This window comes from Chlorobaculum sp. MV4-Y (genome assembly GCF_025244685.1).
In the GTDB taxonomy this organism is placed as follows: Bacteria; Bacteroidota; Chlorobiia; order Chlorobiales; family Chlorobiaceae; genus Chlorobaculum.
Window position 1 is genome coordinate 953,919 of the sequence record NZ_CP104202.1, and the last position, 20,297, is coordinate 974,215.

Sequence of the window (20,297 nt, forward strand, 5' to 3'; positions counted from 1 at the left end):
CCAGCTTGTCGCAAGTATTCACAAACGTTATTGCGTGGGCTGTGGCTCATGTGGCAACTCTTGTTAATTATTGGCATATGACCAATATTTCACTATATTAATGGCCTTACGTCTTCTAATGCCTTCGGGCATTAACCATTACCAGTGATCCGAAGTGAAAAAAGTACTGATTCTTGGCGGAGGTATTGCCGGTGTTGCGGCAGCCATCGCGTTCCGCAAGCGAGGGTTCGAGGTCGAGGTGGTCTCTGACCGGGAGTTCGTCTTCATCTACCCCATCGCCATCTGGATTCCGGTTGGCACAGAGAAGTTCAAGAATGTGGCGTTTCCGCTTGAGAAGCTTGCGCGGAAGCGCGGATTTGCGTTGACGCTCGACAAGGTGACGGCCATCGACGCCAGCCGCGATTCGGTCACGCTTGAAAAAGCGGGCGTGCGCAGCGACTTCGATTTTCTGGTGATCGCCCTTGGTTTGGACAAGATGAAGCACGAAGGCATCGAGTACACCCTGTCGATCTGCGGTGCTCCAGAGCACTCGATTCGGCTGAAGGAGAAGATCGACGCGCTTGTCGAGCGAGGCCACGGCAAGATCGCCTTCGGCTTCGGCGACAACCCGAAAGACCCGAGCGGCGTACGCGGCGGCCCCGGCTTCGAGCTGTTTTTCAACCTGCACCACAAGCTGACCAAGCTCGGCATCAGGGACAATTTCGAGATGACCTTCTTCGCCCCGATGGCGCAACCCGGCGCGAAAATGGGCCAGAAGGCGCTCGACATGATGGCCGTGATGTTCAAGGCGAAGAGCTTCAAGCAGCGCTACGGCAAGAAGATAACGCGCTTCGAGCCTGACGGCGTGGTGTTCGAGGATGGCAGCAAGCTTGAGAGCGATTTGACGATGTTCATCCCCGCCGGATCAGGCCACAGCGTTTTCAAAAACTCTGATCTTCCGCTGAGCGAAGCGGGCTTCGTGAAAATCGACGATTTCTGCCGCGTGGTCGGCGTGGATAGCTGGTACGCTGTCGGCGATTCAGCGGCGCTCGAAGGGCCGGAGTGGAAAGCCAAGCAGGGCCACATCGCGGAGTTCATGGCGGAATGCGCGGCCAACAACTGCCTCGCCGAGCACTTCGGCCATCAGGAACCGATGAAGGGCTACCAGGAGCACCTGAACGTCCTCTGCGTCATGGACACCGGCGACGGCGCAGGCTTCGTTTACCGCACCGGCCACAGCGAGATGTTCATCCCGATGCCAATAGTCGGCCACTGGCTGAAAAAAGCGTGGGGGTATTATTACAAGTTGTCGAAGATGAAATATATTCCGAGGATTCCGGTGATGTGAGTTGAGATTGGAAGATTGACGGGAAGGAGACGAATGACGTGATCCCGAATTTCAGAGTGGTTGTTTCAAAAGGTGTGCGCCAAAGAAAATCTGAGTCTGTATTCGATTGTCATTCTGAACGGAGCAACGCGAAGTGAAGAATCCATCTTATGTTGAACGAAAGATTCTGGAATTTTCGCTATGATCAGAATGACATCGGAAACAGCCATACTCAACCAATGAGTCATACCTTTGGCGAGAGTAGTAGTAATAGAGTTTGAAGTTATTTTACTTATTCTCTATCATTATCCGACTTGTATTCATTCTTGAATTTAAGACCTTTTGACAAATATTCACGCTGGTAGTCAACCACAAATTTTGATATTTCATACTCCCCCGCTTCCAACTTAGCTATGTAATACCACCAAAAGTCAACATTATTAAATAGCTGTTTTACCTGTGCTTTTTTACATACTGTAAAAGCTATCGTCGTGGCGGTCTCTTTTTGTTGGCTTTTTGTTTGGAGATACTCTTGTGTTTTATAATAACAGTGTTTGGCTAACCGAATACAGTCCTTAGCAGCAACGTCACGAACAAGTTCTTTTAGCTTTTTTATTTCTCTGCTTTCATAATCTACATCTGTATACATAGATGGCTCTCTGCCATATTTTAGAGTTATCATAAGATCAATAATTCCTTGCAACTCCTTTTGAAGGTCTCCGTGGGATAAAATTGATGCATAAAATGCTGCATCAATTTTGTTAGAATGATTTTCTAAGGAACTTCTAATTTTTTCCGCAACAGCCGAGTCGCTCAGGTTTCTCCCTTGTGAGTCAAATGCAATAAAAGATTTGCCTATTTCTTCAATAACAGCGACACCAATAAAATACGCCCTTGCCAAATGCCCTTAGCTTAGTAATATCTGCCCCTCCTTAATCAAATCTTTTGCATTTTCAAGTGCTGTAAAACAGTACTCAATTTAATAATTCAGCAGTATAACGAAATGAATTTGGCATTTGCAACTTACTCATTGAGTCACTCAATAATATTTATATGTTTTGTACGTAAAAAATTTTGAAAAACCTGTCATTCTGAACGAAACAAAGTGAAGTGAAGAATCCAGTCGGTACACCTGTGAGCTTTCTCAAAGACGCTGGATTCTTCGCTTCGCTCAGAATGACAAGTTATAAAAAACAGTCTCACATTTTCGTTTTTTCAATAAAGAACCCCGCCGCAAGCAGCGGGGTATGAAATCATCTTTTAAGCGCACTTTCCCGAAGCAAGCTTCGGGAAATGAGACCCAGAGAGATTCAATCTTCAACCTTAAAATCCGCCCATAAATAAAAAAAGCAGCCCCGCGCGAGTCAGAGCTGCTTTTTGTCTCTTTGTTTCCTGACGCTTACTTCTTGTCGGGAACCGGGCGTTCCGGCGTGACGGCGTAGTTGATCAGGTAGTCGTAGAGCCTGATGAGGCGCGCGTTCTGGTTGTTCTGGTCGATCCAGTGGCCGATCATGCCAATGGTGCGGGCCAAAACGAAGAAGCCGTTGAGCGAGTGCTCCGGGAAGCCGAGGTCCATGAGAATGCAGCCTATGGTGCCATCAACGTTCAGGATCAGGTTATCCTTCTTGGCCGTCGTGATCTTCTCGACTTCAAGCGCGTAGTCAAGGCACGGGGTGTGCTGCGACGTTTCGTTCTTCACGTAGCTGACGAGGTACTTCACGCGCTGGTCAGGATTCCTGAGGCTCTTGACCCTGTGGCCGATGCCGGGAACCGGGCCGACGTTCTTCTTCATCCAGGCAAGGAAGCCGGGGATGTCGTTCGGGTAATCCTTCACGCCCATCTTGAAGTATTTACCGGCGTTGGTCACGGCACCGCCGAAACGCGGGCCGATCATGGTCATGCCGGCCGATACTGCCTGCGGCATGTCGATACCGGCGCAGGCGGCAAGGATCGAGCCATAAGCGCCAGACACTGCCGGACCGTGGTCAGCGGAGATCATGATGATGCGCTTGATGATCTCAGACTCCTCGCGAGTCGGGAGCTTCTTGCTCCAGAGCAGACCGATGACATCCTCGATGCCATAGCCTTTCGAGCAAAGCTCCGAAGCGGCATAACCGGCATAGCGAGGCTCTTCGCCACGGTCGTCGGAGATGGTGGTGCGGATGAGCGGTTCGACGACCACTTCACCCTGCTTCATAACCTCCTGAACGCTCGGCGGCAGCTCGGGCAGCAGCGCCTCGTCGATTTCAGACTCCGGCTTGATGGCGCCGGAAGCGAGTAGTTCTTCGTAAACCTGCTTGATGGCTTTGCTGAGACCGCCGAAGGTGTCGGGCACGATTGCGCCAGCTTCACGCAGGGCGTTCATCTTGGAGCGGGCAGAGCCAGCACCCTTTTTCCCCTCTTTCGCGCCAGCGTGACCAAACTTCATTCCCTGAGGCAGAACCTCCTGGCAGGTACCGCCGATAGCGGCGATAAGACGGATGCGGCGCGGTTCGGCAGCCAGCCACTCGGCAGCTTCCTCTTCAAGGCTGCCGCCCACCTCGCCGATCAGAACGACCGCCTTGGTTGCGGGGTCATTCTCGAACATTTCGAGGTAGGTGACGAAGTCGGTGCCCGGATAGGCGTCACCGCCGATAGCCACAGCCGAGGTGATGCCATCACCGTTCTGGGCGCAAAGCCACATTGCCTCGTTGGAGAGGCCGCCAGACTTGGTCAGAACACCGAACGAACCCTGACGATAGAGGTTGCAGAGTTTCAGGTTGCGGTACTCGCCACCGATCACACCGAGACGACACTCGCCAGCGGACATGACGCCGATCGACGACGGGCCGTTCAGCATCTTGCCAAGTTTCTGGGCAAGTTTTTTCAAGCGTTTGGCATCCTTTTCCGGAACACCTTCGGTGATCATCGAGACCAGCTTGATGTTTGGGGATTCGAGTGCTTCCATCGCGGCCTGGGTTGCTCTCGATGCGCCGAGGTAGATGAGGGCGGTGTTGATTTCCGGGTGCTCATTGAGAGCTGGAGCCAGAGACGAATAGACGGTAACGTTCTTGAGTTCGCCACCGCGGAAGATTTCTTTCTGCTGCCCTGCTTCGGGCGGATACACGAAAGCCTGGACGGTCAGCGGACGGTTGATCAGGTAGTCGAACTGGGCCATGCGTTTTGCCGCATTGACGCCAGCCACACCACCAATGATGACTGCCCGGGTATCTTTATTTGCGAGAATGCTCACGGTTCAATCAAAGTTTAATGAGTTGCTGTATTCTTTAATTTCAAGGCCTTGGAAGGACATCCCTCAAGACTTCAGAGCCATGTCGACAATGTCGGTCATCGGCATGCTGCGGTCGTAGACGTGGATATCGAAGCCTTCCTCTTGGAGCTGCCTGATGGCTGCAAGACCCTGGGCCTCGTTCGGACCGCCGCGGCGCACCCAGATTTTGACGCCTTCGAGGTAGCCTTTGGACTTGCTCTCGCGGAAACCGTTGATGATACCGCTGAAGGTTGCCTTCACGTCGGTGAAGTTGGCGATAGCGCCGCCGACGATGATGTGCTTGATGTTGGGCAAACGGCAGATCGTTTCAGTAAGCGCTTCCACGGCCCAGTCGGCCGGGTCGCCCGAGTACTCTGCATAGTTGGCAATGGTGCCGCCGCGAGCTACAACCGCGTCGGCATAGAACACCGATGCGCCGCCACCTGCGGTCAACAGGGCGATTTCACCGCCGGGAACCTCGACAAACTTGACCGAACCTTTGATTCGGGAGTCGATGTCCATGATCTGCTGCTCGGCTTCGGTGAACGGGCGGCCAATTTCGGAAACCGGCTTGAAATCCCAGTCGGCGTGACGGAAACGGGCATCCCAATCGACGTTCATCACAGCGTCGAGCGCAGCAAAACGCATATCGCTCTTGCGGATGACCAGCGGGTTGATTTCGATGGACTGCGCGTCCTCATTGTCGAAGCAGAGGACGAGGCGCGAGCAGATTTTGCCGACGCGCTCGGCAATTTCGCCTTCGAAACCAGCCTCGACAGCCAGTTCGGTGAGGCGCTCGATGGAGGGATTCTCGTCGAGAGGAATCTGGATGCGGCGGACGCTGTCCCAGTTATCCTCGATATCGACACCGCCATGTTTGGAAATCAGTAACTCGGCACCATCCCTGTTGCCGATGATGGAGACATAGAATTCTGCGTCATGATCGAGCATTTCTGCCACAATGACCTGGCGAACTTCAGCCGTACCAACTTTGGCGCCCAGCATCTCCCTGGAGGCCTGGATCGCCTCTTCGAGATTGAGTCCGATTTTGACAAGACCAAGCTTGAACCGGCCGCCGATAGCTTCGTGAGCCTTGATAACAAGTTTCGATTCACGCAGCCATTTATTAGCTTCACCAAGCTGTGCAAGACGTTCAGGGTCCATGATGACAACATAGTTTGGTACAGGAATGCCCCACTTGTTGAACAACTTCATGGCTGGCCCTTCAAGAATTTTAGCCATGCTCTATCTGTTTATGATTATCGGGTAATTATACGAAAAGAAAAGTACAAAGTCTGAATATAACTATATTCACATTGGTTACAAGGCTGTTAAGCGCGTTAATTCTCAGTAAACGATAATTTTTTCTTATGAACGACTTCACTTTCTGGTGGCAACATCTTCCTTCCCAGATGAATCCCGTTATTTTTTCGGTGGGAAGCATCGCCATCCGCTGGTACGGCACTATGTACATCGTGGCATTTGGCCTTGTATATCTGCTCTCCCGCTATCGGATCGCCACCGAAAAGCTCCCGTTCGACAAGACCTTCCCTGGTGACGCCCTGACCTGGGCGATGGGCGGTGTGCTCATCGGCGGACGGGTCGGCTACATACTCTTTTATGGATTTGACTGGTTTCTGCAGGATCCGATCGGCACGTTGATTCCGATCCACTTCGGCAGCGGAACCTGCGCCTTCTCCGGCATCAACGGCATGTCGTTCCACGGCGGCCTGATCGGCGTAGCTATTGCTCTGTGGCTTTTCACCCGAGCACACAAGGTGGCTTTCCTCAAGACCGTCGATCTTTTCATTCCTGCCCTGCCGCTTGGTTACACTTTCGGGCGACTCGGCAACTTCATCAACGGCGAACTCTATGGCCGGGTGACCACCTCCCCCATCGGCATGTATTTTCCCGGTGCACCGACCGTAGCGCTGCGTCATCCTTCTCAGCTTTACGAAGCATTTTTCGAAGGCATTGTGCTCTTCATCATCCTCTGGTCGATCCGCAAAAAAGCCCCATGGCCCGGCTACCTCTCCGCCCTCTATCTCATCGGTTACGGCACGGTACGTTTCTTCATCGAATTCTTCCGCGAACCCGACCCCCAGCTCGGCTTCGTTTTCCTTAACTTCTCAATGGGCCAGGTACTGTGCGTTATGATGATAGCCGTTGGGTTTGTGATTCTGTCAGCATCGAAGCAGCGAGCAGCAAATGCTGATGTTGCTGGAGGCGGGCAGAAGTAGAGAGGATGTTTGATTTTGTCATTCGTCGCCTTGGAAAGACGGGGCGACGAATAGAAATAATATTATTTCTATTATTTATTAGATAATATCCCGAAATCCTCATCACCATCAATTTCAAATCTATTTTCCATCGGCACTTCATCATACCATTGCATACCATCTTTCCATATGCTTGCAACTATCATTTTGTTATTTATCGAAACAAATCTAATTCCAATATCAATACAGGCATCTCTAAAAAGTGTCATGAGCGGCCCAAGTGCAAGGCGGACGGAGCGCAGAAACCGGAGTGTACGCAGAGTACATGATGATTTCTAGCACCGACCAACGCAGCAATCGGGACGCAAAATAAGTTTTTAGAGGCGCCCAATACTTGAAATAATAGCCTTTCTGCAAACATCAGTCAAATCTGGAGGCAATAAAACATTATAATGCTTTCCATTCAATAACTTTTTCTCAATTCGATCATTTACTTTTTATAACATCATAAGACTTGCGCACATATTCTGTCTCGCTGTCATATGACTCTATTATCGAATGTTCAAGCGCATATTTTTCACCACCAACTTGAAAAACACAATCCACATCTTTGTTATCGTTATTCATATCATCTAGATAACAAATATCTGCAATTGGGTCAAACATCCCATAAAGCTGTTTACATGTATTGATGGCGAACTGTATTGCATTGTGTTCGTTTGATCTTTTCATATGTATTGATGATTTATAAAAAAACACAAAACAATAATATTTAATTCTTCCAACTCACTCCGCCGTCACAACTAACTCCTCACTCTTCCCAAAACACCTCCGGCGGATGATGAGGGTGACGATGATCGTGCTCATGGCCGTCGAGCCGACCAGCATGAACATGACGACAATCTGGTAGCGGATGGCGATGAGCGGGTCGGCTCCGGCGAGAATCTGGCCCGACATCATGCCGGGGATGAAGACGAGGCCCACGCCCATCATGGCGTTGATCGAGGGTATCATGCCCGCCTTGACCGCCCCTTTGAAAATGTCGCGGCTCGCCTCCTTGTAGTTCGCGCCGAGGCAGAGCTTCATTTCGACCACCTCCCGCTGCTGGCGCATCTGCGAGAAGAGGCGCTCAATGGAGATCGCCAGCGCGGACATCGAGTTGCCGATCACCATGCCCGCCGTCGGAATAAAGTAGCGCGGCTCCCACCACGGATGCACGCCGATGACCAGCCACGAAACGAAGAGCGCCGTGAGAAAGTAGCTCGACAGCATCGTCAGGAAAGTCGGCACTTCGTAGGCAATCTGCTTCTCCTTCACCCGCCCGCGCACGATGAACACCGCCGAAAACACCATCACCACAAAAATGCCGAGCGTTAGCCAGAGGTTCTGCGCCCCGAAAATGAAGGTCAGTGCGTAACCCATCAGGAAGAGCTGAGAAACCGTGCGGATGGTGCCGATGGTGATATCCTTGTTCAATCCGAGCTTCTGAATGAACGAGGTCGCTTGAGCGACAAGAATGAAAAGCAGCGCCAGCAGAAGCTGCGGAATGGAAATTTCGATGATCGGGTTCATGCGCATTCGAGGTTTCCGTTGCGGAAAATGCAGCTTCGCGCCTGTGGGAAGCTTGGGCGATAATCGCTGTGCGTGACGATGAGTACCGTTTTGCCCTCCTTGGTGTTAAGCCGCTCGACAATCGAGAAAACCATTTCGGCGCTTTCGGTATCAAGTGCTGAGGTCGGCTCGTCAAGCAAAAGCACATCCGGCTCGGTCAGAATGGCGCGCATGATCGACAGGCGCTGCTTCTGCCCTACCGACAATTTATTGGCCGACTGATCAAGCTTGACATCTTGGAGGTAAAAAGCGTCGAGCATCTGCTTCAGCGTCGCATCATTTGGCGCACTTTTCTGCTTGCCCTGCGCGAAGGTAAACGGAAGAAGCAGGTTGTCGCGGATCGTACCGTCGATCATCTGCGGAATCTGCGGAACATACGTCACTTTTGAGCGCAGTTCAGAGGGCGTAATCTCCGATACATTCCGTCCCTTGAACATGATCGAACCCGCACGGGGTGTATTCAAGCGGCAGATAAGGCGCAAAAGTGTTGACTTGCCGCTTCCCGAGGCTCCCTTGATGATGATGAACTCCCCCTTGCCGACATTGAGCGACAGATGTTCGAACACCGGCGGCCCATCTTTGTCATAGCCGAACGAAAGCTCTCTGAGTTCAAGAAGTTTTGTCATCGATAATTCTGTTTTGGGATGGCCCGGAGGGGCTGCGATTGTTGAAAAGATCGGAACTTATTTTGTTATTTACTAAAGCAACGAATTGACCAGCAACCTCATCCCTATCCGAATCATGAAAGCCCCTGAAGAACGGCTCGGCTCCTTTTACCTCGGCGCTGAATATGACCTGCAATCGGGTGCTCGACTTGAGCAACCGGTGCATTACGATGCCCGCGACCTGACCACCCATGCGGTCTGCGTCGGCATGACCGGCAGCGGCAAAACCGGCCTCTGCATCGACCTGCTCGAAGAGGCGGCACTCGACAAGGTGCCGGTGATCCTCGTTGATCCGAAGGGCGACATGACCAATCTGCTTTTGCAGTTTCCCGATCTCTCACCCGAAAATTTCCTGCCGTGGATCGACCAGGACGAGGCGCGTCGCAAAGGCAAGAGTCCCGAAGAGTTTGCCGCCGCAACCGCCTCGATGTGGAAAAACGGGTTGGCCGACTGGGGTATCGCTCCGGAGCGTATCCGGCAACTCAAAGCCGCTGCGGAATTTACAATCTACACGCCCGGCTCCGACGCGGGCATTCCGGTGAACATCCTCGGCAGCCTCGCCGCTCCCAAACTCGATTTCGATGCTGAGGGCGAAGCGATCCGCGAACGCATCACCGGAACGGTCAGCGCCCTCTGCGGCCTGGTCGGTATCGACGCCGATCCGGTCAAAAGCCGCGAGTCAATTCTGCTCTCCGGCATCTTTGAGCACTTTTGGCGGGCGGGTGCGGATCTCGACCTTGCTTCGCTGATCGGTTCGATCCAGAACCCGCCAATGCGGCAGATCGGCGTGTTCGATGTCAACACCTTCTACCCCGAAAAGGAGCGCTTCGAACTGGCCATGTCGTTCAACGCGCTGCTCGCCTCACCGTCGTTCCAGAGCTGGCTCTCCGGCCAGGCGCTCGACATCGCCTCTATGCTCTACACCGCCGACGCGCGGCCACGGGTCGCGATCTTCTCGCTCGCGCACCTGCCGGAGAACGAGCGGATGTTCTTCGTGACGCTGCTGCTCGAAAACGTGCTAACCTGGACACGCGCGCAGCAGGGCACCGCCAGCCTCCGGGCGCTGCTCTACTTCGACGAGGTGTTCGGCTACCTGCCGCCGGTCTCCCAGCCGCCATCGAAACGCCCGCTCATGACGATGCTCAAGCAGGCGCGCGCATTCGGCGTGGGATGCATACTGGTGACGCAGAACCCGGTCGATCTGGATTACAAGGCGTTGACCAACACCGGCACCTGGTTCATCGGCAAATTGCAGGCCGAGCGCGACAAGGCGCGCGTGCTCGAAGGGCTGAAAAGCGCCATCAGCGAGGCCGGTGGTTCGGACGCCGGGTTTGATTTCGACACGGTCATCAGCAAGCTTGGCAACCGGGTTTTCCTCATGCACAACGTGCACGAAGATCGCCCGGTGATCTTCCAGACCCGCTGGGCGATGAGCTTCCTCTCCGGCCCGATGACCCGCCCGCAGATCAAGACGCTCATGGCCGGACGCAAAAACGGCTCGCCCGCTGAACCTGCGACAGCTTCGCCAAGCCCCGCGTCGCCAGCCATCGCTGAAACTCCGGTGGCGGCGAGCGCAGCAAAAGCGATGCTTTCGGGCTATTCAGCCGTTCCGCCGGGACTCGACCCGTCGATCAAGCAGCTCTTCGTGCCCGCCACCATCGATCCGGCAACGGCGCTCGCCAAGCGTTCCAAGGGATCGCCAGCGTCGGCGAAACTACTCTACGAACCGGCGCTCATCGGCTGCGCTTCGGTCGATTTCGTGGACGCCAAACGCGGCATCAGCCAGAACCGCCGTGTCGTGCTCGCCTGCACGGAGATCGACGTCACGGGCAATCCCGACTGGGAGAAAAGCCAGGTTCTCGCCACAACGCAAGACCAGCTTTCGGATCGCCCGGACTCGCGAGCCGCCGGATTTGCGACGCTGCCCGAAACGCTCGGGAACGCCCGCAAGCTCTCGGCGTGCAGCCGCTCCCTGTCCGACTTTCTCTACCGGCGCGAACGCCTGCCGCTCGCCATCCATCCGGCCACAGGTCTCTTCCGCTCCGAGGGTGAAAACGAGCGCGATTTCACCATTCGCCTACAGCAGGCAGCGCGCGAACAGCGCGACCGCGAGGTTGATGCGCTCGAAAAGAAATATGCCGTCCAGCTTGAACGCATCGCGGAAAAGATCAGGAAGGAGGAGCGTGAGCTGGCGCAGGATGAGACCGAACATCAGAACCGGAAAACCGGTGAACTGATCGGACTTGGCGAAACCATGCTCGGCTTCTTCCTCGGCAGGAAAAGCACCCGGGGTATCAGCAGCGCAATCAACCGCCGCCGCATGACGGCCAACGCAAAAGCAGATGTCGAGGAATCGATCGAGACAATCGACGAGCTGAAACGCCAGCAGGAAGAGATCGAAACCGAGTTGAAAGAGCGGGCCGCCGAAATAGCCGCGCGCTGGGAACATCCCGAATCGGTGCTGACGACCGAAGAGATCGTTCCACGGCGAAGCGACGTGGTGGTTCAGATCGTGACCACCGGATGGCTTCCCTTCTGGCAGGTCACGCTTGATGCGGCTACGGGAGGCGGAACGCTCTTTGTGCCAGCGTACGAAACGGTGGACGCCTCGTAAAACTTACGCCTCGTTGCCGCGCTGTTTCCAGATCAGATCGCGGAAAAAGAAAAGCGCGGCCACGGCGAGTGTCAAGAAAGCGGCGGACCAGACGGGCATCGAAAAGCCCGAGCCGCCCTGGTACATCCACCAGCCGCCGAAGAGAAAGAAAACGACGGAAGCACCGATGCTGATCGCCTTTTCGGGCAGATTCTTGCCCATCATCCGGCCCACGATGACGGCCAACCCGTCCGATACCACCATACCAAGAGTCGAACCGAGCCAGACCGGAAGAAATGGGTTTGTGGTAGCGAGGCTGATCGTGGAGAGCATGGTTTTGTCGCCAAGCTCTGCCATGAAAAAGGTCGAAAAAACCAGCCAGAAGGGATTGACGCCGGTTTTGCACTCCCCCGCCTCGTCGTCGTCGAGGCTGTCGCCGCGTAGCGTCCAGAAGCCAAAAATGATGAAAGAGATACCCGCGATGAAAGCGATCCAGTCGCCCGGCAGAAGACCACCAACAAACCAGCCGATGCCCGCCGAAAAGACATGCACGGCAAGCGTCGCCCAGAAAATGCCCCACAGCACGACGCGCGTGTTGTAGCAGGTTGCAAGCGTCAGCGCCACAAGCTGGGTTTTATCGCCCAGTTCGGCGAGGAAAATCATGACGAGGGAGAGCCAGAATGCGTCCATACAAAAAGATCGGTGTTATTTGATTGCCGGTTATTTTTGGGGCACAAAATATTCCAAAAAGAGGCAATCTCCTACACTTCAAACGCGGCATTCACCCTTGCACGGTCTTCGCCAGCTCATCCGTATTGATTCCCTTCAGGCGCAACTGCTCAAGCAGTTGCCGATAGGTAGCGTCATCCATGTACGGCGTTCTCGACAAAACCCAGCAGCGCGTTGCGGAAGGATTCGACACCAGCGCCCACGAGTAGTCTTCGGCAAGCCCGATAACCCAGTAATCGGCTTTGATATACCTGAAAAAAGTGACAATCAGCTTGGCGTTGCCACTGCCCTCAACCGGCACGGCGGTCGCCCTGATTGACTTCTCCCGGCCATTCCGCTTGCACGAGTTGCGCACCATTACCATGCCTTTCGCGGCGTCAAGCGTGTACTCGGCTTTCGTGCTGGCACAGCCGCGCTGCTGCTTGCTCGGTATGGAGGCGATCTCATACCAGGTGCCGCAGTATTTCATAACATCGACCTCTGGTACGGTTTCCGGCCCGGTGGGCTGGAAATATTTTCGGATAAGATTTCTGAACATGGCTGAAACAGTGAGTGGTTTTGTCGAAACAGTTATACATCAATAAACCGGCGCAGGTAACGGCAAAGTTTCACATGCTAACCATTAACGAGCTCGTAGCGACTTGAAAGCATTGGTATTGTCGAGGTTTTTCAATAGCATTCAGGCATGAACGAACATCAAGCCAATACTGTTATCATGCCGAATATTCGTATTGCAGAACCCGCTGACATCGAGGCGTGCACCCGATTGCTGAATGTTCTTTTCAGCCAGGAACATGAATTCACGCCCGATCTGAAAAAACAGGAGGCCGGTCTCGGTATGATCATCGGCAACCCGTCAGCTGGAACGATCTTCGTCTGTGAAGCAGACGGGAACATCATTGGCATGGTCTCGCTGCTGAACCTGGTCAGCACGGCACTGGGGAAAAAGGTGGCAATGCTCGAAGACATGATCGTCGATCCGGCCTGGCGAAATCAAGGCATTGGCGCCATGCTGCTCGACTACGCCTGCCGCTGGGCGCAGGAGAATGGCTATGGCAGGATCACGCTGCTGACCGACGGCGACAACCTGTCGGCCCAGCGTTTTTACGAGACGCACGGTTTTGTGCGCTCAACGATGATGGCATTCAGAAAACAGCTATAATTCGAGAGGATAAAAGCTCATGAACGTCAAAGAGAGCGAACAGGCACAAGCCGACCAGCAGGCATGGATATGTGCCGAATGCGGCTACATTTATGACCCAGCAGAGGGCGATCTCGAAACGAACATACGCCCCGGAGTGCCGTTCGACAAGCTGCCGGAGGATTGGGCCTGCCCGGTCTGTAATCACCTGAGAAACCAGTTCACCGTATTCATTTCACAACTCTGAACATCAAAAACCAACAGCAGCATTATGGAACAGTGGAAATGCACGATCTGCGGATACATCTACAGCCCCGAAACCGGCGACCCCGAAGGAGACATTCCTGCCGGAACATCGTTTGAATCACTCCCCGACACCTGGATGTGCCCCATTTGCGGCGCAGGAAAAGAGGATTTCACGAAAGTGTGATTGGAGTCGCATAACTCTACTTTGTCATCGGAATCACTATCGTTTTCGAAATCGATTGTTCAATGCAATGACGCTCGATGACGATTTCGATAGCGATTTCGATTCAGACGCCTTCCCCTTGAAATAACATGGACGTCCCTGTTGTCACTCCATCTTGTTTTCCACCGAGCGGCTGGTCGCGATGGCAGCAGCTTTTCCGGCGGGATAGAGGCTTACGAGCAAAGCAAAGAGAATAGCGGCGGCTCCGACGGCGAAGAAGTCTCCGGCTTTCATGCTGACGGGGTAGGCGCTGATGATGAAGGCGCTTTTCGATGGGAGCTGCACGATGCCCCACAGCTCCTGCGCTTTGCAGATGAGCCAGGCCAAGAGCGAGCCAAGCGCCGTGCCGACAAGCCCCGTCAGCCCGCCTTCGACGATGAAGATCGTCATGAATTGCGGCCGTTCGAGGCCGAGGCAGCGGAGATAAAAGAGTTCGTGGCGCTTGTCAATGACCGTCATCGCGAGCGATCCGGCGAGGCTCAGAAGAGCCACCAGAATCACCAGCATCAATACGGCGAAGCTGGCCCACTTTTCAAGCTGCATCACGGCGAACATGTCGCGGTGCCGCTCTCCCAGCGTCAACACACGCAACGTTTTTTCCTGATGGGTTGCCGAAATCCATTCTCGCAGTCGAGCTTCGAGCGTTTCGTCGCTCACCCCGGCCTTGCCCCGGATGTCGATGCCAGAGTAGCGCTCACGACCGAAAAGCAGAATGTTCTGGGCCATTTCGACTGGCGCGAGCACGTAGCGGTCGTCGAACAGCTTTTGCAGCGAAAAGCTGCTTTGCACCCGCGCGTCGCTCATCGAGAGTGCGGGCATCAGCTCCGGTTGCCAAAGAGCTTGCAGACCTGCTGAAATCAGCTCCGGGCTGAAGAGCCGCACCGGTTCATCAGGGTAAAGCCGTAGCCTTTCGGCAAGCAGGTTGCCTGCCGAGATTCCGTCTTTGGAAAAATAGGGCTGTGTGGTTAAGGTCTTTTTCATCAGAGAGCGCTGCGCCTCGGCGGTCAGCCCGCGAACCATGATCAGCTCGCTCTTGCCCGACGCGGTGATGATCGTCTGCCCCTCTGCGAAAGGTTGCGCGGTTTCAACGCCATCGAGTTGGGCAATCGCCGCAAGCAGCGAGTCGCTCACCACGAGCGAGCGGCCCTGCGCAGGCACGATCTGCACCGGGCCTTCAACGGCCACGAAAAGATCGCGGGCCAACTTCTGGAAGCCGTTCAGCACGCTCATCACAACCAGCAGCGTCGAGACGCCGACCACGATCCCGGCAAGACTGATGCCGGAAATGATATTGATCACCCGAAACCGCTTGCGCGCGAAACTGTAACGTCTGGCTATCCAGATACCCGCTTTCATCGTTTTTTCCTCACGTGGTCAGTGCGGTTGCGGGCCGAAGCGAGGCGGCAACGCGTGATGGAATGAAAGCGAAAAGCAGCGTCAGCAACGCCACGCCCGCCGACACCGTGAGGTATTGCAGCGGATCGATTTCGAGCGGCACGTGGCGAATGAAATAGCTCTTTTCCGGCAGCGTAATGAGATGGAAATGCAGCTCGAAAAGTGACAGGCCAAGCGCGAGAAGGTTGCCCAGGCCAATGCCGACCAGCGAAATCATGAACGCCTGTCCCATAAACACCATGCTCACGGCGCGAGGTTCAAGACCAAGCGCGGTCAACATGCCGATCTCCCTCGTTTTTTCGATGATCAGCACGAGCAGCGTCGAAACGATGTTGAACACCGCCACGACCGTGATGGTGATGATGAGCAGCGGCATGATGTTTTTCTGAAGCTTGAGCCACTCGAAAAGGTTGGCGTAGCGCTCGTAAACCGTGTAGGAGTAGAAGGGATAGCCGAGCCTCGACGCGACGGTTGCCGAAATCGCCTGCAGATCGCGCAGGTTGGCGACATTGGCCTCGTAGCCCGAAATCATGCCGGGATGGTAAAGCTGCTGAAGTCTGCCAAGATCGGCGAACGCGATGATGTCATCGAATCCTTCGGTGAGTCCGGTATCGTAGATGCCTGCAACTTGCGCAACATGCAGGTCGAGGCTCGACAGCAGCTCCACGACGCTCTCCTTGCCGGCGATGCCGGATGCACCGTTTTTCCCCGCAATGCCGACGACCATCAGCCGGTCACCCGCTTTGACGCCAAGCTTCTCGGCCAGCGTCTTGCCGAGCAGAATCGGCAGCGAGCCGTCCGCCGAAGCCGGAGCCGCTTCAAGCAGTGCCGGACCGTTCTGCAAAAAGCGCGAACTCTCACGAGGATCGATCCCCTGAATCATCGCCGGAGCAATGTTCCCGCCTGCACCACCACTTCTGGCGCGGCTCCGGAACATCACATTTATGTCAAGAAATGGCGAAACCGAAACGATACCCGGCACGCTTTTCAGCGTCTGAAGGTCGCGGCGCGTTTCGAGAAACAGGCGCTCGTCCGGCTGGCGCACCTGAAGATGCGAGGAGAAACTGATAAGCTTGCCCTCGATCACCGACGCAAATCCGTTGACAATAGAGAGCGTCAGAATCAGTGCCGCCGTGCCCACAGCGATTCCAACCACCGCCGCCAGTACGATAAACGTCGGCTTCGACAACGACCGGGGCTTGAAGGCAAATCGCCTGGCAATGTAGAACTCGGCTTTCACTGAGTAGTCAATGGCGTGGATGATGAATCATGGTTCAAGAGAGGACTCGCCTCCCTTTTAATGCAGGGGAAGATAAGAATTTCTGGGTATGTGGAGTGGATTGTGCAGTAAAGATTGGGAAGGAGTTCGACGGCTGGAGCGGAATTGTAAAGGTCTTGGAGCAAAAGGTGATTTAAGGGATGTTGGAAATCCGGATTGTAAGGACAGTGACTCACAAGCCAAACCGAGTTATCCACCCACTACCGATCCGCCGACTCTTCTTTTATAATCTCCCTCGTAAATGCCAAAACCATATTTTTTCCTGATGACTTTGCTTTGTAAAGAGCTTTATCAGCATTAACAATCAGCGAAGTACCGTCAGTGGCGTCATCGAGCCATGAGGCAACGCCGATACTTACCGTCAGTTGTCCACCGGGCCGGTTGCTTTCATACTCGAACGGTTCGTTGCAGATGATGCTGCGCAGGCGCTCGGAAATCTCCAGCGCCGTTGCCCGGTCAGTCTTCGGAAACAGCACGGCGAATTCGTCCCCCCAAACCTCGATGGAATGTCAGTCATGCGACACTCCTCCCTGATAATTTCGGCGATTCTCGCCAGCACCCTGTCTCCGGCAACGTGCCCGTAGCGGTCGTTATAGTTCTTGAAGTTGTCGATGTCGATCATGGCGAGCGCGATGTCGCCGTTGAAGCGCCTTGCCCGTTCGACATCGATGATGAGATGCTCCTTGAAGTGGCGATAGTTGTAAAGATTGGTCTTTTCATCGAGGATGTACAACTCGTCGAGCTTGCGGTTTTTCTCCTCGATGTCATGGCACATGCTCGCGACCGATTCGCTGACGGAGCGCATTTCAGCGGATGGATCCTCGGCGTTCAAAAGGGTTTCAGCAGCTTCGGCGGTATCGTGCAGACTTTCGGAGAGATTGCAATTCAACAGGGCAAGCCGCTCTGAAAGTTTATGAAGCGGAATGATCGAGCGTCGGTAGCTAGAGATGATAAACCTGCCGCCAGCCAGCACAACAACGATCAGCAAAAGCGTAATGAACACGAGATAGTAATTCAGGCTGGCCGTAAGCCGAGCGTTTTCATCGGTGATCTTCGCGCTCAGGTTTGCGATCATGCCATCCATATCGACAATCATGAGCTGAAGCGATTCCCGGCTGACTGGCATGGCAAGTGGCTTGCGGTGCCTTAGCCACTGGTTGAGCATGCTGCCCGGCTGCACCTCCGCGCTGCGTCCGATTTCAGAAAAGCGGGCGCACTCAACCCGAAGCTTTGACTGAATATCAGCCTGCTTGTCAAGCGAAAGATGCTCATCCCCGAAAAGCTGCTCGATCGACGAAATTCTGGTGCGGCATTCGACCAGCCTCATGCGCAACGCCTCGTCTTCACTGATCTGATGAAGACGAGAACTCTGGAAAGCACCGAACCAGGCGGTTCCTCCGGCAGCCAGAATCAGCGCCACAATACCGAAAATCGTTGTCAACCGGAGGAAGCCTTTTCCAGTGATGTCGCTTTCGTGTTTCATGCAGTCACTTGAGAATGATGGTGCGCACGAGCTGTTCGTATGGCGCCATGTCGCCGCGCTCGAAGAGCTTCTGCCCCTCTTTGGCGAGCCATGCGCCGAATCCTGTCGCCAGCGGGTCGTACGGATCGTAGAGATAGAAAATATCCATGGAGAGCGGATACTCGCCCGTATAAACCGTTTCGGGGGAAGCCGCCACCGGCTTGCTGCCCGCACCGGCGCTCACCGGCACCGCTTTGATGCTGCTGCCATATCCACCGGAACGCAACGCCGCCGCGTAGGCGGGCAGCGTCATGACGGCAGCGGCGTTACGGTCGTCACGCACACGATTCAGGAGGCGCGGAAGATCAGGTTCGGCGGTAGCGTCCAGCGCATCCGTTCTACCGAAGAGCATCTCCGAAAGCAAAGCGCGTGCCCGCAGGTTGCTGCCGTCGAGGCAGGCGACGATTTTTCCCGGCGATCCGCCGAGCGATTTCCAGTCGGTAGCCTGGCCGGAAAACACCGCTTTCAGATCGGAAACCGAGACAGAACGGACAGGATTGGCCCGGTTGACGACAAACACGAGCGCATTGCGGGCAACCGGTTGTCGTTTGACGGGATGCTTCAGCGTGGAGAGTAGCGAATCCTCACGAGCTGAGAGTGCGCCCTCGATGAGAGCCGCATCGACCTTCTTTTCGAGAAGCTGCAAAACCGGACGGGAAGACTCAGAGGAGCGTTTGATGGCCGCTTTGGGGTACTGGTCCGAAAATGCCTCTGCCTGAATTCTGGCAACGGCAATGAGTGATTGATCCACCGCCACGGCAAGCGTTCCGCTGATGGGGGTGTCGCAGGAAATGGCTGAACCAAGCGGGCTTTCCGGCGAAGGCGCACGCATCCAGAGCCAGACAGGCACAGCAATGCCTGCGGCCAGGATAAGTGCAATCACGACGTCACGGAACCGGTGATTCATGGTATTTTCTTGGGCGTTAGACTGATAATATAGACAAAACGGCCAAAACATCTGAATTGTAAACATTTCGGAAATGGCCTGTTTCTTCATGGAAATAAAGCGTGAATTCACTAACATCCACTTTTCTGAATATTTATTCACTTCGGTGAGTTCGCCTTAAAACCCTGATGAATCATATCCCGATGCAGAATAAGAAGGTTACGGTTTCGGTCATCGGCGCTTCAGGATATTCAGGAGCCGAGCTGGTGAAGCTGCTCATGAAGCATCCGGGGGTCGTCATCGAAGAACTTTATGCCCACACCCAGGCCGGGAAGCACTTCACGGAGCTGTATCCGTCGATTCCCTGCGACAAGGTTTTCCAGACCTATTCCGGACAGACGAACAGCGACATTTACTTCCTTGCCCTTCCGCATGGCGAGGCGTTGCAGCTCGTACCGGGCATCGTGGCTGCCGGTAAAAAGGTGATCGACCTTTCGGGCGACTTCAGGCTGAAGAGCACCGCCGAGCACAAACACTTTTACGGCGGCGACAAGTCGGCGGAGGATGTGCTCCAGTACGGAATGCCGGAGCTGTTCCGCGACGAAATCACTGGTTCAACGGCCATCAGCAATCCCGGATGTTACGCCACGAGCATCATCCTTGGCCTCGCTCCCCTCTTCCGTGGCGGCATGGCGGGGCTCGAGGTCGAGTCGGTCAACGTGACGGCAATTTCAGGCATATCGGGTGCGGGCAGAAGCGCGAAGCTCGAACTCTCGTTCTCGGAGATGAGCGGCAACATGCGAGCCTACAAAGTGGGCAAGCACCAGCACACGCCGGAGATCATGCAGACGCTCGGCACCTCCGCGACCAATCCTTCGTTCCGCTTCGTCTTCACGCCGGTGATCGCCCCTTACGTCCGTGGCATCTACTCGGCGCTGAACGTGCGCCTCGCCTCACCGGTAGCAATGGAGCCGATCCGCGAACTTTACGCCAGTTTCTACGCCGACGCTCCGTTCGTCAGGCTGCGCGATGGCGTAACCGAGGTGAGCCACGTCGCCTACACCAACTTCTGCGACGTCAGCCTCGCCTTCGAAAACGACGGCTCGCTGGTAATCATCACAGCCATCGACAACCTCGTGAAGGGCGCGGCGGGTCAGGCAGTGCAGAACATGAACCTGATGCTTGACTTCGACGAAACAACAGCTTTGCTGTAATTATCAATCCGTAATTGA

18 protein-coding genes and 1 pseudogene are annotated in these 20,297 nt (G+C 54.6%); 7 read left to right on the forward strand and 12 right to left on the reverse strand.

All coding sequences use genetic code 11. The features are described 5' to 3' along the window. Positions 1-154: 154 nt before the first annotated feature. The gene (locus tag NY406_RS04595; protein WP_260633556.1) at positions 155-1,327 is read left to right on the forward strand and encodes an NAD(P)/FAD-dependent oxidoreductase; all 1,173 of its coding nucleotides are present in this window, start codon (positions 155-157) and stop codon (positions 1,325-1,327) included. A 271-nt stretch (positions 1,328-1,598) separates the two neighbouring features. On the opposite strand, the gene NY406_RS04600 is transcribed toward NY406_RS04595, so the two are convergent. From NY406_RS04600 to NY406_RS04610, 3 genes are all read right to left on the reverse strand, one after another. Continuing rightward, positions 1,599-2,207, reverse strand: coding sequence for an AbiV family abortive infection protein (locus NY406_RS04600; RefSeq protein ID WP_260633557.1), 609 nt, complete (start codon positions 2,205-2,207; stop codon positions 1,599-1,601). Positions 2,208-2,705: 498 nt separating this feature from the next. After that, entirely contained in the window at positions 2,706-4,538 is a 1,833-nt protein-coding gene (locus tag NY406_RS04605) for a citrate/2-methylcitrate synthase (RefSeq protein WP_260633558.1), read from the reverse strand. A gap of 63 nt (positions 4,539-4,601) precedes the next feature. Further along, entirely contained in the window at positions 4,602-5,798 is a 1,197-nt protein-coding gene (locus tag NY406_RS04610; RefSeq protein ID WP_260633559.1) for an ATP citrate lyase citrate-binding domain-containing protein, read from the reverse strand. Between the two features lie 128 nt (positions 5,799-5,926). On the opposite strand from NY406_RS04610, the gene lgt reads away from it, so the two are divergent. Next, on the forward strand, positions 5,927-6,796 hold the full coding sequence (gene lgt / locus NY406_RS04615; protein ID WP_260633560.1) for a prolipoprotein diacylglyceryl transferase: 870 nt from the start codon (positions 5,927-5,929) through the stop codon (positions 6,794-6,796). Positions 6,797-7,261: 465 nt separating this feature from the next. Here lgt and NY406_RS04620 read toward each other — a convergent pair whose 3' ends face one another. From NY406_RS04620 to NY406_RS04630, 3 genes are all read right to left on the reverse strand, one after another. Next, on the reverse strand, positions 7,262-7,441 hold the full coding sequence (locus NY406_RS04620) for a hypothetical protein (protein WP_260633561.1): 180 nt from the start codon (positions 7,439-7,441) through the stop codon (positions 7,262-7,264). 120 nt (positions 7,442-7,561) lie between these two features. Continuing rightward, the gene (locus NY406_RS04625) at positions 7,562-8,347 is read right to left on the reverse strand and encodes an ABC transporter permease (RefSeq protein ID WP_260633745.1); all 786 of its coding nucleotides are present in this window, start codon (positions 8,345-8,347) and stop codon (positions 7,562-7,564) included. Further along, positions 8,344-9,012, reverse strand: coding sequence for an ABC transporter ATP-binding protein (locus NY406_RS04630; protein ID WP_260633562.1), 669 nt, complete (start codon positions 9,010-9,012; stop codon positions 8,344-8,346). The genes NY406_RS04625 and NY406_RS04630 overlap by 4 nt, the downstream gene beginning before the upstream one ends. Positions 9,013-9,127: 115 nt before the next feature. Between NY406_RS04630 and NY406_RS04635 the strand changes: the two genes are divergently transcribed. Continuing rightward, entirely contained in the window at positions 9,128-11,665 is a 2,538-nt protein-coding gene (locus tag NY406_RS04635; protein WP_260633563.1) for an ATP-binding protein, read from the forward strand. 3 nt (positions 11,666-11,668) lie between these two features. On the opposite strand, the gene NY406_RS04640 is transcribed toward NY406_RS04635, so the two are convergent. Together NY406_RS04640 and NY406_RS04645 are read right to left on the reverse strand one after the other, a co-directional pair. Further along, positions 11,669-12,334 carry a TMEM165/GDT1 family protein gene (locus tag NY406_RS04640; RefSeq protein WP_260633564.1) on the reverse strand — a complete coding sequence of 222 codons (666 nt, stop codon included), beginning with the start codon at positions 12,332-12,334 and terminating at the stop codon, positions 11,669-11,671. 91 nt (positions 12,335-12,425) lie between these two features. Next, positions 12,426-12,911, reverse strand: a complete 486-nt coding sequence (locus tag NY406_RS04645; protein WP_260633565.1) for a lipocalin family protein — start codon at positions 12,909-12,911, stop codon at positions 12,426-12,428. A 177-nt stretch (positions 12,912-13,088) separates the two neighbouring features. Between NY406_RS04645 and NY406_RS04650 the strand changes: the two genes are divergently transcribed. From NY406_RS04650 to NY406_RS04660, 3 genes are read left to right on the forward strand one after another with little or no spacing between them, the layout of a single operon-like run. Further along, positions 13,089-13,535 carry a GNAT family N-acetyltransferase gene (locus NY406_RS04650; RefSeq protein WP_260633566.1) on the forward strand — a complete coding sequence of 149 codons (447 nt, stop codon included), beginning with the start codon at positions 13,089-13,091 and terminating at the stop codon, positions 13,533-13,535. 19 nt (positions 13,536-13,554) lie between these two features. Next, positions 13,555-13,761 (forward strand): rubredoxin, encoded by a 207-nt coding sequence (locus NY406_RS04655; RefSeq protein ID WP_260633567.1) that lies wholly within the window; start codon positions 13,555-13,557, stop codon positions 13,759-13,761. A 24-nt stretch (positions 13,762-13,785) separates the two neighbouring features. Further along, a complete protein-coding gene (locus NY406_RS04660; protein WP_260633568.1) occupies positions 13,786-13,944 on the forward strand; it encodes a rubredoxin in 159 nt (52 codons plus the stop codon). A 144-nt stretch (positions 13,945-14,088) separates the two neighbouring features. Here the strand turns inward: NY406_RS04660 and NY406_RS04665 are convergent, their stop codons facing one another. The 4 genes and pseudogenes from NY406_RS04665 to NY406_RS04685 all read right to left on the reverse strand — a co-directional run bounded on the left by NY406_RS04665 (position 14,089) and on the right by NY406_RS04685 (position 19,086). Continuing rightward, entirely contained in the window at positions 14,089-15,339 is a 1,251-nt protein-coding gene (locus tag NY406_RS04665) for an ABC transporter permease (RefSeq protein ID WP_260633569.1), read from the reverse strand. A 10-nt stretch (positions 15,340-15,349) separates the two neighbouring features. Then, complete coding sequence (locus NY406_RS04670) at positions 15,350-16,618, reverse strand: ABC transporter permease (protein ID WP_260633570.1); 1,269 nt, start codon at positions 16,616-16,618, stop codon at positions 15,350-15,352. Between the two features lie 239 nt (positions 16,619-16,857). Then, a pseudogene (locus NY406_RS04680) lies at positions 16,858-18,140 on the reverse strand (diguanylate cyclase). Between the two features lie 4 nt (positions 18,141-18,144). Continuing rightward, positions 18,145-19,086 (reverse strand): substrate-binding domain-containing protein, encoded by a 942-nt coding sequence (locus NY406_RS04685; RefSeq protein ID WP_260633573.1) that lies wholly within the window; start codon positions 19,084-19,086, stop codon positions 18,145-18,147. Between the two features lie 167 nt (positions 19,087-19,253). Here NY406_RS04685 and argC point away from each other — a divergent pair, with 167 nt between their 5' ends. Continuing rightward, complete coding sequence (gene argC, locus NY406_RS04690) at positions 19,254-20,279, forward strand: N-acetyl-gamma-glutamyl-phosphate reductase (protein ID WP_260633574.1); 1,026 nt, start codon at positions 19,254-19,256, stop codon at positions 20,277-20,279. Positions 20,280-20,297: the final 18 nt, after the last annotated feature.